The following is a 12,727-nucleotide window of genomic DNA, read 5'->3' as shown; positions in this document are numbered from 1 at the left end:
AACACTCGCTGTACCAGCCGTCACCCGTGGCGCCGCAGGGACCACCCCCGCGTGCGCGGGGAACACCGGGGCGGCTCCAGCCGGGTCACGCCCGGCGTGGGACCACCCCCGCGTGCGCGAGGAACACTTCAACGCCCGCTACCCGGTCGGCACCCTCGTGGGACCACCCCCGCGTGCGCGGGGAACACGGGGCCGACGGCACCTCGGCCGCCGAGGTGGTGGGACCACCCCCGCGTGCGCGGGGAACACAAGAACCGGGCGAGCTGCTCGTACTCGACATCGGGACCACCCCCGCGTGCGCGGGGAACACGCCACGCGAGACTTCCTCGCCGGCGGCCAGTGGGGACCACCCCCGCGTGCGCGGGGAACACCCATGCAGGCCGGGCGGGCGCTCGGCAACGCGTGGACCACCCCCGCGTGCGCGGGGAACACGCGTTGTTCAGGCCGGCGTCGTCGACCAGGCCGGGACCACCCCCGCGTGCGCGGGGAACACATGGCCCCGTCCGGTACATGCAGGGAATCGCGGGGACCACCCCCGCGCGCGCGGGGAACACCCGGTTCCTGCCATGGGAATCCTTCCTGCGCCGGGACCACCCCCGCGTGCGCGGGGAACACAGCCCGAGTCCCCATGCCGAGAGGCGTGACGCGGGACCACCCCCGCGTGCGCGGGGAACAGGCGTCGACGGGGCCCTTGGTGCCCCAGAGGATGGGACCACCCCCGCGTGCGCGGGGAACACCCGCGCGGAATCACGAGGCATGGGAGGCAGGCGGGACCACCCCCGCGTGCGCGGGGAACACCCGTCGAGGCGTGCCCACGGACACCCCGGCCGGGGACCACCCCCGCGTGCGCGGGGAACACTCCAGGGTGGTGGGGGCCGGGCGGGCGTCGGCGGGACCACCCCCGCGTGCGCGGGGAACACGACGGTGCGGCAGATGCCGCTGAGGCAGGTCTGGGACCACCCCCGCGTGCGCGGGGAACACTGCCGCCGGGTGGGAGGGCGTCGCTACCTGCGGGGACCACCCCCGCGTGCGCGGGGAACACTTCAGAGTGTCGTTGGCCTGGGTGATCGCCTCGGGACCACCCCCGCGTGCGCGGGGAACACAGATCATGACGGAGCTGACGTACAAGGCCCTCGGGACCACCCCCGCGTGCGCGGGGAACACCCTGACAAGCGGCACCGTCACACCCCCCGGCCGGGACCACCCCCGCGTGCGCGGGGAACACTTCCGGGCGGGCGCGGGCGACGACCCGGCGGCGGGACCACCCCCGCGTGCGCGGGGGAACACGCCCAGCTCGCCGCACTCATCGCCGGGTACGGGGGACCACCCCCGCGTGCGCGGGGAACACGCCGGTCGCAGCGGGGCACGAAGTTCGGTCTCGGGACCACCCCCGCGTGCGCGGGGAACACGTGGTGAGGAAGCGCCGGCGGCTCACGTTTCCGGGACCACCCCCGCGTGCGCGGGGAACACAAAGTTCGTCGTGGATCAGGGCCGGATCATCCGGGACCACCCCCGCGTGCGCGGGGAACACCACGTGGGCCGGGGGCGCTTGACCGTCCGGGCGGGACCACCCCCGCGTGCGCGGGGAACACCGGATGGTCCACCCCGAGTGGGACAAGGACCAGGGGACCACCCCCGCGTGCGCGGGGAACACGACGTGCCGGTCAACCTTGGTCGGCATCAGGTGGGACCACCCCCGCGTGCGCGGGGAACACACGCCGTAGCGGAGCGCGTCGCACGAGTGGTCGGGACCACCCCCGCGTGCGCGGGGAACACATCAGCCATGTTCATGGCCGACGCGCCGCCCGAGGACCACCCCCGCGTGCGCGGGGAACACCGGCGCCTCTCCGTCGCCCTGGCCGTCCGGCAGGGACCACCCCCGCGTGCGCGGGGAACACCACCGAGCGGCGTCTGACCGCCGAGCTCGGCGTGGACCACCCCCGCGTGCGCGGGGAACACAGGAGCTGACCTGGGGTTCTATTTGGGCTGAGGGCGGATTTTACTCGCTTTACCTGACTCCGGCTTATGGGGCATAAGCGTCCTGTTGACTGCTCGTGGGTTCCTCGGGCTCCCGGGGATCATACGGGCGCCCCACGTGGGCCCCTTCGTGGGCCGGTGCTGCCACCGCCCCCAGCCCCCGGCCCCCGTGCCGCGACACGGTTCTCTGCCGTCGGCAGAGCCGGACGTCCGGCGGGCGGCCGGCTGCCAGGATGACCGCATGGGACAGGACACGGCGCTCCGTCGGCTCGACCTCGGGTACTTCGTCCGGCCCGCGTCGGAGGCGGGCGGCCCGCATCCACGGGTGGAACCCGTCCTCGCCTACCTCGTGCGGCACGGCGACGGACTCATCCTCTTCGACACGGGCATCGGTGCGGCGGACCCCGTGACGGAGGCGCACTACCGGCCCCGGCGCCGTGACCTGCGGGAGGCGCTGGCGGCGTCCGGTGTGGCCCTGGACGACATCTCCCTGGTCGTCAACTGCCACCTGCACTTCGACCACTGCGGCGGGAACCCCCTCCTCGGCGGCACGCCCGTGCTCGTGCAGGAGGCCGAACTGGCCGCCGCACGCCGGGGCGGCCACACCTTCGAGGAACTGGTCGACTTCCCCGGCGCGGTCTACGAGGAGATCGCCGGTGAGGCAGAGGTCCGGCCGGGTGTGCGGATCATCCCGACGCCCGGACACACCGAGGGCCACCAGTCGCTGGTCCTCCGGCAGGACGACGGCACCGTGGTCCTCGCCGGGCAGGCGCACGACTTCGCCTCCGCGTTCGCGTCCGATCAACTGGCCCGCCGGGCGGAGCTGGACGGAGTGGAGCAGCCGCTGCCGGCCCGCCCGCCCTGGCTGGACCGGCTCGCCGACCTCGATCCGCGCCGCGTGCTCTTCGCCCACGACTGCTCCGTCTGGGAACCGTCGTGACCCGGAGCCCCCCGGCCCCGACTCCCCATCCCGCGAGGCGCGTTGCCCGGCCCTCCGCGCCAACGGACCGGTCGCGGCCGGGGATCGCGCGTACGTGGCCGGGGATCGCTCGTACGCGGCCGACCGCAGGACACCGGCGGCCGACGGCAGGACACCGCGGCCGACCCGCAGGACACCCGCCCCGGCGCGGCTCCGCCCCCGACGTCCGCGCGGCGCGGAAGCACGGCCGAAGACCTCCCCGCGCCCCGCCGAACCCCCGCCTACACCCCCTCGTACGGCCCCCCGACCCCCCACTCCTCCCACAGCGCCTCCGCGAAGGCCGCCGCTATGCGGTGCTCGCCGTCGGTGTTGGGGTGGGTGCCGTCGTGGGTGTCGGTGCGGAAGTCGTAGGCGGCCGGCGGCGGGACCAGGGCGAGCGGCGACGCGGCGGTGTCCAGGTCGGCGACGGCCTTGGCGAGGAGTTCGTTGAAGTGGGCGACCTGCTCGGCGAACGACGTGTCCGAGTCCGCCCGGATGTTGTGCAGTACCGGCAGCACCGCGAGGTGGACACGCGGGTTGGCCGCCCGCGCCCGCGCCACGAACTCCCGCGCGTTGGCCGCCGTCTGCTCCGCGTCGGTGTAGAAGCCGAGGTCGATCAGGCCGAGGGAGACGAGGAGGACGTCGGCGCGGTGGGCGCGCACCGCGTCCCGGACGAGCGGGGTCATGTGGTGCCAGCCCTCGCCCCAGCCCGCCAGGTGCGCCCGGGGGAAGCCGGGGTCGGCGTAGGCGTACGAGACGGGGGCGTCGGCCGCCGGGTCGTGCAGCGCCTCGCGCGGGCCGACCAGCGTGAAGGGGCCGCCGTACGCCTCGCACAGGTGCCGCCACAGCCAGTAGCGCCAGGTGTGCTGGCCCGCGCTCCCGATCGTCATCGAGTCGCCTACGGCCATCAACCTGAGCATCCGCTCATCATGGACGATTCCCCTGGTCGACGCGATGTGACCCCGGACACCCGGCGTGAACCGCCGGACGGGATGGCACTCTTGGGGAATGCGCCGACCCCTCGCCCTGCTCGTCGCGGCCCTTCTCGCGGGCGCGTCCGCCCTGCCCGCCGCCGCCCACGCGGCCGAGGGGGACACGGCGGCCGGCGCGATCCCCGGCTCCGACGGGTTCACGATCAAGGACCCGCGCATCACCGAGTCCAGCGGCCTCGCCGCCTCGCGGCAGCACCCCGGCGTCTACTGGACCCACAACGACCAGGACACCGGCCCCTACCTCTACGCCGTGGACGGCGCGACCGGCGAGACCGTCGCCCGGGTCTCGATGGCCGGGGTCGGCACCCCCCGGGACGTGGAGGCCATCGCGATCGGCCCCGGCAACCGGATCCTCGTCGGGGACATCGGCGACAACGACGGCGTGACCTGGCCGTACGTCTGGATCTACGAACTGCCCGAGCCGGCCGAGCTGAAGGACCAGACGATCCGGGCCACGCAGTACGTCGTGAAGTACACGGACGGCAGCCGGGACGCCGAGTCGATGGTCGTGCACCCGAAGACGGGACGCGTCTACATCATCGACAAGCAGCGGGACGGCGGCCATCTCTACGAGGGCCCCGCGAAGCTCTCCGCCACCGGCACCAACGTCTTCCGGCCCACCAGGTCCGTCGACCTCTGGGCCACGGACGCCGCCTTCTCCCCGGACGGCGAGCGGCTCGCCGTGCGCGGCTACCTGGGCGGGGCCTGGTACGACTGGAACGGCGGCGACATCCGGCGCCGGGGGCGGATCAGCGTGCCGTTCGGCCAGGGGGAGTCCGTCACCTACACCGTCGACGGGGCGAAGCTGCTGCTCGGCATGGAGGGGCTGCGCAGTCCGGTCCAGGCCCAGGACGCGCCCGGCGGCGGGGGCGGCGGTGAGGGTGAGCGGCCGGGCGGGAAGCCGGCCGCCCGGGGGAAGGACGACGGCGGTGACGGCGACACGGTGCCCGAGGGCGGCACCCTCGGGATCGGCACGGTCGCGCTGATCGTCGGCTGCGCCGCGCTGTTCGGCCTGCGCCGGCTGTTCCGGCGCCGCTGACCCCTACGGGCCGGGGCGCCCGGGTGACCCCTACGGGTCCGGGTGGCCTCTACGGACCCGGGTCACCCCTACGGGCCCAGGTGCCCCCTACTGGCCCGGTGACCCCTACGGGCGCTGAGAACCCTCAGGAACCTGAGAACCCTCAGGACCGGGGGACTTCCGGGAGTCCGAGGAACCCTGACCCCCGGACCTCTGGGTCTTCCGGGCTCCCCGGGAGGCACGCCCGGGCGGGGTCGGGGACGCCCCGGAGGGCGGTCCGGGGGCACGGTCACCGGGGGGAGGCCCGGGGGCACGGTCACCGGAGGGGCTGTCGGCGGCGCACGAGCCGGGCCCGCCCGCCGGGACGCGGGTGCCGGTGCCGGTGGCGCCCTCCGCCGCCCGCCGCGCCACCAGGATCTCCAGACCGTCCAGGATCCGCTCCAGCCCGAACCCGAAGTGGTCGAAACCGGTCCCGAAGGCGTCCGCGCTCAGGGAGGCCAGGACGGGATAGCGCCCGCTGGTCATGGCCCGCTCCAGCACCGGGCGCTGGGCCTCCCAGAACCGCGCGTCCGTCAGCCCCGAGGTGCGCTCGGCCCGCTCCTGGTACACCTGGGTCCGCGCGGCGCCGACCACGTATCCGTCGATCATGATGATCACCGACACCAGCTCGGGGTCGGAGAGCCCCATCGGCCTGATCCGGGTGAGCACCTTCTCCATGCCGTCCAGCGCGCTGGGCCCGAGGATCGGCCGGGACTGGTTGACCTCCAGCAGCCAGGGGTGGCGCCGGTGGAGCGCCAGCGAGGCGTGGCCCAGGGCCTCCAGCGCCGCGCGCCAGCCCCCGCCGCCGCCGTCGCCGGGGGCGTCCTCGGAGGGGCGCTGGACGCGGTCCAGCATCAGGTCCAGCAGCTCGCCCTTGCCGGGGACGTAGCGGTAGAGGGACATCGTGCCGGTGCCCAGCTCGGCGGCGATCCGCCGCATCGAGACGGCGCCGAGCCCCTCCCGGTCCGCGACCCCTACGGCGGCCTCCACCACCCGGTCCAGCGTCAGCCCCGGCTTCGGGCCCCGGCTCGGGCGTGGGCCGGTGTCCCAGAGCAGGTCGAGGGTGCGGGCGATGTCACCGCTGCCGCTGGTCTCCGTACCGCTGGTCATGGGGGCAGTTTAAAACCGCCGCCCCGGACCGCCTTCCGTTCCGCCCCTAAAACTGAGTACGGTGTACGCGCAATCGGGTACGGTGTACCCAGTTAAAAGCGGAAGGGGGACCGGACCATGGGCGAGCCATACGGCGGGGCCGTGGGGCCCGTCGCACCCGGCGGGGGCGGCGGAAGCGGCACGGACGGCGACGGGCGCGGCGCGAGCCGTCGCGGAGCGAACGGTGACGGCGTCGGCGGTGACGGATACGCGGTGCTGGCCGAGGCGCTGGAGAAGAGGTACGGCGGCAAGCACGCCCTGAACGGCTTCGACCTGGCCGTCCGCGAGGGCACCGTGCACGGCCTGCTCGGCCCGAACGGCGCCGGGAAGACGACGGCGGTGCGCATCCTGGCCACGCTGGTCGGCCTCGACGGCGGCCGGGCCCGCGTCGCCGGTCTCGACGTCGCCCGCCGGCCGCGCGAGGTGCGGGCCAGGATCGGCCTGACCGGGCAGTACGCGGCGGTGGACGAGGTGCTCACCGGGCGGCAGAACCTGGAGATGTTCGGCCGCCTGTTCCATCTCGGCGGGCGGCGGGCCCGGTGGCGGGCCGCCGAACTGCTGGAGCGGTTCGACCTGACCGGGGCCGCCGACCGGGGCGTCGGCGAGTACAGCGGCGGCATGCGGCGGCGGCTCGACCTGGCCGCGTCGATGATCCTCTCCCCGGCGGTGCTGTTCCTGGACGAGCCGACGACCGGGCTGGACCCGCGCAGCCGCGGCGAGGTCTGGGACGCGGTGCGGGCCCTGGTGGCGGGCGGCACCACGGTGCTGCTGACCACGCAGTACCTGGAGGAGGCCGACAGGCTGGCCTCGCGCGTCACCGTCATCGACCGGGGCCGGGCCATCGCGGACGACACCCCGGACGGGCTGAAGACCCTGATCGGCGGGGACTGCGTCGAGGTCGTCGTCCGGGAGCGGGCCGACATCCCGGCCGCGGTGAAGGCCGTCGCCCGGTTCTGCGAGGGCGAACCGGAGCCGGACGAGGAGGCGTTGAGCGTGCGCGCGCCGGTCGCCGACCGGGTCGCCGCCCTCACCGGGGTGGCCCGCACCCTCCAGGACGAGGGCGTGCGGGTGGAGGACATCGGACTGCGCAGGCCGAGCCTCGACGACGTGTTCCTGCGCCTGACCGGACACCGTACGGACCATGGGGAGGAGACGGCGGCATGAGCGTTCCGATTCCGGCGGACGCCGGCACGGGAGCCGCGGCGGAGGGCGGGCACGGCCGCCTGTACTGGCTGCTCGCGGACTGCGCCAACGTGGTGCGCCGCGGCATGACCCACTACCGGCGCCGGCCGGTCAACATCGCCTGGCAACTGGGCTTCCCGATCCTCTCCGTCCTGCTCTACGGCTATGTCTTCGGCAGTGCGATGCGGGTGCCCGGCGGCGGGGACTACCTGGACTTCCTGATGCCGGGCATGTTCGTGATGTCCATGGCGTTCGGCTTCGTCAACACCGCGACGCTGGTGGTGCACGACGCGACCAAGGGCGTCATCGACCGGTTCCGCTCCATGCCGATGGCCTCGTCGGCGGTGGTGACCGGCCGGGGCGTGACCGATCTCCTGGTGGCCTGCGCGGAGTTGGCCATCATGATGCTGACGGGGCTGGCCATGGGGTGGCGCCCGGAGGGCGGTTGGGGCTTCCTCGGCGCGTTCGGCCTGCTGCTGTGGCTGCGGTTCGCGCTGATCTGGCTGGGTGTGTGGCTGGGGCTGCTGGTTCCCAACCCCGAGGCGGCGGGAGGGCTGTTCGCGGTGGCGTTCCCGCTGACGATGATCTCCAGCATCTTCGTCGCCCCCCAGTTGATGCCGGACTGGCTGGGCCGGCTGGCCTCCTGGAACCCCCTCTCCTCCACCGCCGCCGCCACCCGCGACCTGTACGGCACGCCGGTGGCCGGAGCGGACGACTGGATCGGCGGACACGCGCTGCTCATGGCCTGGGTCTGGCCGGCCGTCCTGACGGCGGTCTTCCTCCCCCTGGCGGTACGCCGCTTCCAGCGCCTCGGCCGGTAGGGCACCGGGACCACCGTCCCGCAAGTCACCCACCCGGCCCCGGTTCCGGCCCACGGCCCGGTTCGTCCGGTGGGGGGCCGGAGAATATGCGCGACTATTCTCCTGCGGTCACGGAGAACGCATGGACATTCACTCAGTGGAATCGCCAGGCTGTGATCACTCGCCCACCGGGGCGACGGAGAGGGGATCGGCGATGCCGCGACGGTTACGGTTCAACGGGGCGGGCAGCGGCGGGGGCGGCTGCCCCTCCGTGCACGAGGACGTGGACAGCGGGGAGGTGATCGTGCACGGTCCTCCGCTCGCCGACCCGGAGGACATCGCCCAGCTCAGGCATCTGTCGGAGGGGGAGGTCGCGATCGTGGTCCCCCGTGAACTGCTGGTCGACTGGACCCCGAAGGGAGAGGACGCGTCAGGTGCGGACCATCGGTCTGGACGAGTTCAGCGGGCTGTTCGGCAGGTTCGAGCACACCGCGTGGCGCCTTGAGACCCGCCGCCGGTACGCGAGTGACGAAGCGAGCGACACCTACCGGCAGTTCGTGGAGACCGGGCGGGTCGACTGGACGTACGACAACCCGTACTGCCGGAAGATCCGTGAGCAGACCTCGCAGGGCAAACGGGTGGAGCGGGTCCGCATCGTGGACCAGGAGCCGACCGTCGGGCAGCGCTATCTCCTCGACAACGCGAGGCGGAACAGCGGTATGGGCGAGGACATCCGCAGTATGTGGCGGGCCGACGCTGACCGGCTCCGGCTGCCCGCCGAGGACTTCTGGCTGTTCGACAGCCGGCTCATCGCCGCCCTCCGGTTCGACGAGGGCGATCGGCTCACCCATGTGGACCTGATCACGGAACCCGCAGAGGTGGTGCGCTGCGGGATGATCCGGGATGCCGCATGGCATCACGCGGTGCCGTGGGAGCGGTTCGCCGCGCACCTGCCCGATGCCTAGGACGTGAGCGGACACCGGTGAGTACGGACTTTCAGCGGGCACGCGAGGAACTGGGGCGCAGGCTGAAGGAGTTGCGCCTGTCGAGCCCCGGCGGCCGACTCACCGGTGTTCGGCTGGCCCAGTCGTTGGGCTGGCCGCGATCGAAGGTCAGCAAGCTGGAGAACGGCCGCCAGACCCCCACCGACGACGACCTCAGGCAGTGGGCCGAGGCCGTTGGCCGCCCGGAGACCCGTGCCGAGCTGCTCTCCAGGCTCCGGGGCTTCGAGAGCCACGTCCGTTCCTGGCGGCGTCTGCTGGCGGCGGGGCACAGCCCCGTGCAGGAGACGTGGAACGCCCTGGTCGCGGAGTCCCGGACCATCCGTGTGTGGGACAACTTCGCCGTCAACGGCATGCTGCAGACCGCCGACTACGCTCGCGGGCTCTTCGAGTGCCTGGCGGATCTCCAGCGTTCCCCGCGGGACGCGGAGGACGCGGTGCGCGCCCGTATGCGGCGCCAGGAGTGGCTCTACCGTCCGGGCAAGCGGCTGAACGTGCTCATGTGGGAAGGCGCGTTACGGGCACGGGTGTGCCCGCCCGAGGTGCTGGCGGCCCAGATGGACCGTCTGCTGGGCGTCGTGGGCATAGACACCGTCCACCTCGGCATCGTGCCCCTGGACGCGCTGCTCCGCCTCCCGCCGCAGAACGGCTTCTGGATCCTGGACGACCGAGTGGTCACCGTGGAGGACTGGCACGCCGAACTATGGCTCGACGATGCCGAAACGATCGCCCTGTACCGCCGCGTGTGGGACACCCTCGCGGAGTCCGCGGTGTACGGGACCGAGGCGCAGCGGGTGATCAGCCGCGTCAGACGGGGCCTCACGGGCTGACCCGGTCGTGGTGGGCCGGCCGTCCGGGCTCGGCGGGGGCGGCCGCGCGTGCCCTGGCTCCGCCGGGGGCCAAGGACCCGGAGGGCCCGGCCGCATCCGACGGTTCGAGGGCGATCCGTGCCCAGACGCACTTGGTGTAGGCGTCCTGCCGCCATCCCCAGTCGTCGGACAGGGCAGCCACCAGGGCCAGCCCGCGCCCGCCCTCGTCGTCCGGGGCCGACTCGTGGGCCCGGGGGACGCGGTCCCGGTCCGGGTCGGACACCTCCAGGGTCAGCTCCGCGTCGTCCAGCGTGAGGACGACCTGAACCTGGGCGTAGGAGACCCGGCAGTGGAGCACCGCGTTGGCGACCAGCTCGCTCACCAACAGGGCGGCGGTCTCGGCTGTTTCATCGCTCACGCCCCACTCCGCAAGCGCCTCGCGGGTGTGCTGCCGCGCCTCGGGCACGTTCCTGCGGCGCTTGGGGACGCGGAAGTTCTCGGTTACGGGCATGGGTATCCCCCTACGTCGTGGGACGGGGCGCCAAGCCACTGCTGTGCGGCGCCTCGTTGACCGTAGGCGTGGATTCAGAACCTATGCAACCCACACCAGTGAATGCATTCATTGGTGTCACTCGATCGTGTCATGCCTCCGTGTGCGTGTGGCATGGTGTGGCAGGGTTGCCGGGGAGAAGGGGGAGGTTCCATGCCCGCAGGCGGACGGCCGACAGTGCGCAGCAGGCGCTTGGGCACGGCACTCAGGGCGTACCGGCTGGCCGCCAAGCTCGACCAGCCGCAGGCCGCCGAGGTGATCGCGTCGAGTCAGGCTCGGATCAGTCGCATGGAGAGCGGGCGGGCCACACCGCGCGTGATTGAAGTCCGGTTGTTGCTCGATGCCTACGGCGTCACTGACTCCGGCGTGCGCGAGAAGCTTGAGGAGCTGGCCAAGCACTCGAAGAAGCGGGGCTGGTGGCTTGAGTACGCGGGGGACCTGAGGCCGGACTACCTCGATTACATCGCGATGGAGGATGACGCTGTCTGTATCCGTCAATGGCAGCCGGTTCTCGTCCCGGGTCTCCTCCAGACCGCTGCGTATTCGAAGGCGGTTGTCGAGGGCGGGCCGAATGCTCTCACGCCCGAGCGTGTTTCCCGGCTGGTGGAAGTGAGGCGGAGGCGTCAGAAGAGGGTTGTCGAGGGCGAGGTGAAGTACTCTGCCGTGCTATGGGAGGCGACCATTGAGTACCCCCTCATGGACACGGAGACCCATCTTGGGCAACTGTCCGCGATCCTTGAGTTCGCAGGTCAGAAGAACGTGGACGTTCATATCCTGCCGTTCGGCGCGGGTACGCTGACTGCCGCGTTCTCCGCCTTCTCGGCCTTCAGCTTTGATTCGGAGTCAGAGATTGAGGCGGTCGCCATGGATGACGTGATGAACTCCTCGGTCATCGAGTCGCGGCGTGACCTTGATTCGTATTCAAGTTCCTACGACATGATGCTCGCGTCGTCACTCACGCCAGAGGAGAGTATGAAACTCGTTCGCCGCAAGCTTGAGTCCCTCGGGAAGGGCGAGAAGTGACCGAGATCGTGGGAACCTTCCGTAAGTCGTCGTATTCCTCGCAACTGGGCGAGTGCGTGGAGGTCGCCGACACGGCCACCGGCGGTCGGGCCGTCCGTGACAGCAAGCGGCAGGACGGCCCCCTGCTCACCGTGTCCGGCGCTACCTGGCGCGCCTTCCTGCGCCGCTTCGCGTAGAGAAGGCGGCCGTCGCCCCGTCCTTCCGGTCGGCCTGGACATGACCCGAATTGTCATCGATTGGTAACGGGCGCATCCCCGGCGCCCGATCGTCCATCCTCCCTGGTGGCCGCGCGGCGGCCGAGGAACCGGTGGGGAATCGCGAGGACGGTGGGCGGACATGGGGCGGTACACGGGTGGGCGGGGCTGGTACGGCAAGATGCTCGGGGCTGCGGTCGGGGTGACGCTGCTCGCCACCGGCGCCTCGGTGTGGTCCGCGCAGGCCGGCGCCGTGCACGCGTCCGGCGAGCCCGGTGAGCCGGGCGCGACCGCCTCCGCGGCACCCGCCCGCCCCGGCGGCTCCACGCCTCCCAAGAGCCCCCGCACCGGAGTCACGCCCGTCGACGCGGGCATCGCGCACGCCTCGGACCGGGGGCCGCGCGGGGTGAACATCACCATCGACGACGGTCCCGACCCGACCTGGACGCCCCAGGTGCTCGCGTTGCTGCGGGAGCACGGCGTGAAGGCGACGTTCTGCGTGACCGGCCTCCAGGCGCGGGCGCACCCCGGCCTCGTGAAGGAGGTGGTCGCGGCAGGGCACCGGCTGTGCAACCACTCGGTGTCGCACGACACCGCCATGGACGGGAAGTCCGAGGCGTACCAGTCGCGGGAGATCCTCGACGCCGAACGCATGATCGTCGAGGCGTCCGGTGGCGTGCGGCCCCTGTACTACCGGGCGCCCGGCGGCGCGTTCACCCCGTACAGCCGTGGGGTCGCCGCCTCCCGGGGGATGCGTCCGCTGGGCTGGAACGTGGACACCAAGGACTTCGAACGGCCGGGCGCGGACGCCATCGTCGCCACCGTCGAACGCGAACTGCCGAACGGGCCCACGCTCCTGTTCCACGACGCCGGGGGCGACCGTTCCCAGACCGTCGCCGCCCTGCGCCGCGTCCTGCCCCGGCTCAAGGAGCAGGGCCGCGTCTTCGGCTTCCCCGTGCGCTGAGCGCCGGTCCGCGACGCGGAAGGGCGCCCGGCCGGCGGTACCGGCGGGGCGCCCTTCCAGCGGTGCGGCGG

Annotated in this window: 10 protein-coding genes, 2 pseudogenes and 1 CRISPR repeat array (1 of these 13 cut by a window edge); of the genes and pseudogenes, 9 read left to right on the top strand and 3 right to left on the bottom strand. The window is 72.8% G+C overall.

The features are described 5' to 3' along the window. A CRISPR array of direct repeats spans positions 1–1,959; the repeat unit is 29 nt; unit sequence GGGACCACCCCCGCGTGCGCGGGGAACAC; it reaches 85 nt to the left of the window's first position. Positions 1,960–2,218: 259 nt separating this feature from the next. After that, positions 2,219–2,917, top strand: coding sequence for an N-acyl homoserine lactonase family protein (locus ACZ7LB_RS23125; protein ID WP_471470769.1), 699 nt, complete (start codon positions 2,219–2,221; stop codon positions 2,915–2,917). Between the two features lie 260 nt (positions 2,918–3,177). On the opposite strand, the gene ACZ7LB_RS23120 is transcribed toward ACZ7LB_RS23125, so the two are convergent. Continuing rightward, on the bottom strand, positions 3,178–3,855 hold the full coding sequence (locus ACZ7LB_RS23120) for a GDSL-type esterase/lipase family protein (RefSeq protein ID WP_471470767.1): 678 nt from the start codon (positions 3,853–3,855) through the stop codon (positions 3,178–3,180). 88 nt (positions 3,856–3,943) lie between these two features. Between ACZ7LB_RS23120 and ACZ7LB_RS23115 the strand changes: the two genes are divergently transcribed. Further along, positions 3,944–4,966, top strand: coding sequence for a WD40 repeat domain-containing protein (locus ACZ7LB_RS23115; protein WP_471470765.1), 1,023 nt, complete (start codon positions 3,944–3,946; stop codon positions 4,964–4,966). A 300-nt stretch (positions 4,967–5,266) separates the two neighbouring features. Here the strand turns inward: ACZ7LB_RS23115 and ACZ7LB_RS23110 are convergent. After that, positions 5,267–6,094 (bottom strand): annotated as a pseudogene (locus ACZ7LB_RS23110) (TetR/AcrR family transcriptional regulator); the annotation flags it as partial. A 117-nt stretch (positions 6,095–6,211) separates the two neighbouring features. On the opposite strand from ACZ7LB_RS23110, the gene ACZ7LB_RS23105 reads away from it, so the two are divergent. The 4 genes and pseudogenes from ACZ7LB_RS23105 to ACZ7LB_RS23090 all read left to right on the top strand — a co-directional run bounded on the left by ACZ7LB_RS23105 (position 6,212) and on the right by ACZ7LB_RS23090 (position 9,946). Next, positions 6,212–7,297, top strand: a complete 1,086-nt coding sequence (locus ACZ7LB_RS23105; protein ID WP_471470763.1) for an ATP-binding cassette domain-containing protein — start codon at positions 6,212–6,214, stop codon at positions 7,295–7,297. After that, positions 7,294–8,136: an ABC transporter permease gene (locus ACZ7LB_RS23100; RefSeq protein WP_471470761.1), complete on the top strand. Its 843-nt coding sequence runs from the start codon at positions 7,294–7,296 to the stop codon at positions 8,134–8,136. The genes ACZ7LB_RS23105 and ACZ7LB_RS23100 overlap by 4 nt, the downstream gene beginning before the upstream one ends. 193 nt (positions 8,137–8,329) lie before the next feature. After that, positions 8,330–9,080: pseudogene (locus ACZ7LB_RS23095) on the top strand (DUF6879 family protein). Between the two features lie 17 nt (positions 9,081–9,097). After that, positions 9,098–9,946 (top strand): helix-turn-helix domain-containing protein, encoded by an 849-nt coding sequence (locus ACZ7LB_RS23090; RefSeq protein WP_471470760.1) that lies wholly within the window; start codon positions 9,098–9,100, stop codon positions 9,944–9,946. Here ACZ7LB_RS23090 and ACZ7LB_RS23085 read toward each other — a convergent pair. Then, positions 9,936–10,436 carry an ATP-binding protein gene (locus tag ACZ7LB_RS23085; protein ID WP_471470758.1) on the bottom strand — a complete coding sequence of 167 codons (501 nt, stop codon included), beginning with the start codon at positions 10,434–10,436 and terminating at the stop codon, positions 9,936–9,938. The two genes, ACZ7LB_RS23090 and ACZ7LB_RS23085, sit on opposite strands and share 11 nt — an antisense overlap. 231 nt (positions 10,437–10,667) lie before the next feature. Between ACZ7LB_RS23085 and ACZ7LB_RS23080 the strand changes: the two genes are divergently transcribed. The 3 genes from ACZ7LB_RS23080 to ACZ7LB_RS23070 all read left to right on the top strand — a co-directional run bounded on the left by ACZ7LB_RS23080 (position 10,668) and on the right by ACZ7LB_RS23070 (position 12,656). Further along, the gene (locus ACZ7LB_RS23080) at positions 10,668–11,498 is read left to right on the top strand and encodes a helix-turn-helix domain-containing protein (protein WP_471470756.1); all 831 of its coding nucleotides are present in this window, start codon (positions 10,668–10,670) and stop codon (positions 11,496–11,498) included. Beyond that, positions 11,495–11,674: a DUF397 domain-containing protein gene (locus ACZ7LB_RS23075; protein ID WP_471470754.1), complete on the top strand. Its 180-nt coding sequence runs from the start codon at positions 11,495–11,497 to the stop codon at positions 11,672–11,674. The genes ACZ7LB_RS23080 and ACZ7LB_RS23075 overlap by 4 nt, the downstream gene beginning before the upstream one ends. Positions 11,675–11,834: 160 nt before the next feature. After that, positions 11,835–12,656: a polysaccharide deacetylase family protein gene (locus tag ACZ7LB_RS23070; protein ID WP_471470752.1), complete on the top strand. Its 822-nt coding sequence runs from the start codon at positions 11,835–11,837 to the stop codon at positions 12,654–12,656. Positions 12,657–12,727 lie beyond the last annotated feature (71 nt).

The sequence above is a fragment of the Streptomyces sp. NPDC107521 genome (assembly GCF_055598485.1).
This window is presented reverse-complemented; position numbering and strand designations above follow the sequence as displayed.

What these genes read in the sequence shown, in the direction of transcription:
- ACZ7LB_RS23120 (WP_471470767.1), bottom strand. Translation starts at nt 3,855, where the DNA reads ATGCTCAGGTTGATGGCCGTAGGCGACTCGATGACGATCGGGAGCGCG.
- ACZ7LB_RS23100 (WP_471470761.1), top strand. Translation starts at nt 7,294, where the DNA reads ATGAGCGTTCCGATTCCGGCGGACGCCGGCACGGGAGCCGCGGCGGAG.
- ACZ7LB_RS23105 (WP_471470763.1), top strand. Translation starts at nt 6,212, where the DNA reads ATGGGCGAGCCATACGGCGGGGCCGTGGGGCCCGTCGCACCCGGCGGG.
- ACZ7LB_RS23070 (WP_471470752.1), top strand. Translation starts at nt 11,835, where the DNA reads ATGGGGCGGTACACGGGTGGGCGGGGCTGGTACGGCAAGATGCTCGGG.
- ACZ7LB_RS23115 (WP_471470765.1), top strand. Translation starts at nt 3,944, where the DNA reads ATGCGCCGACCCCTCGCCCTGCTCGTCGCGGCCCTTCTCGCGGGCGCG.
- ACZ7LB_RS23125 (WP_471470769.1), top strand. Translation starts at nt 2,219, where the DNA reads ATGGGACAGGACACGGCGCTCCGTCGGCTCGACCTCGGGTACTTCGTC.
- ACZ7LB_RS23085 (WP_471470758.1), bottom strand. Translation starts at nt 10,436, where the DNA reads ATGCCCGTAACCGAGAACTTCCGCGTCCCCAAGCGCCGCAGGAACGTG.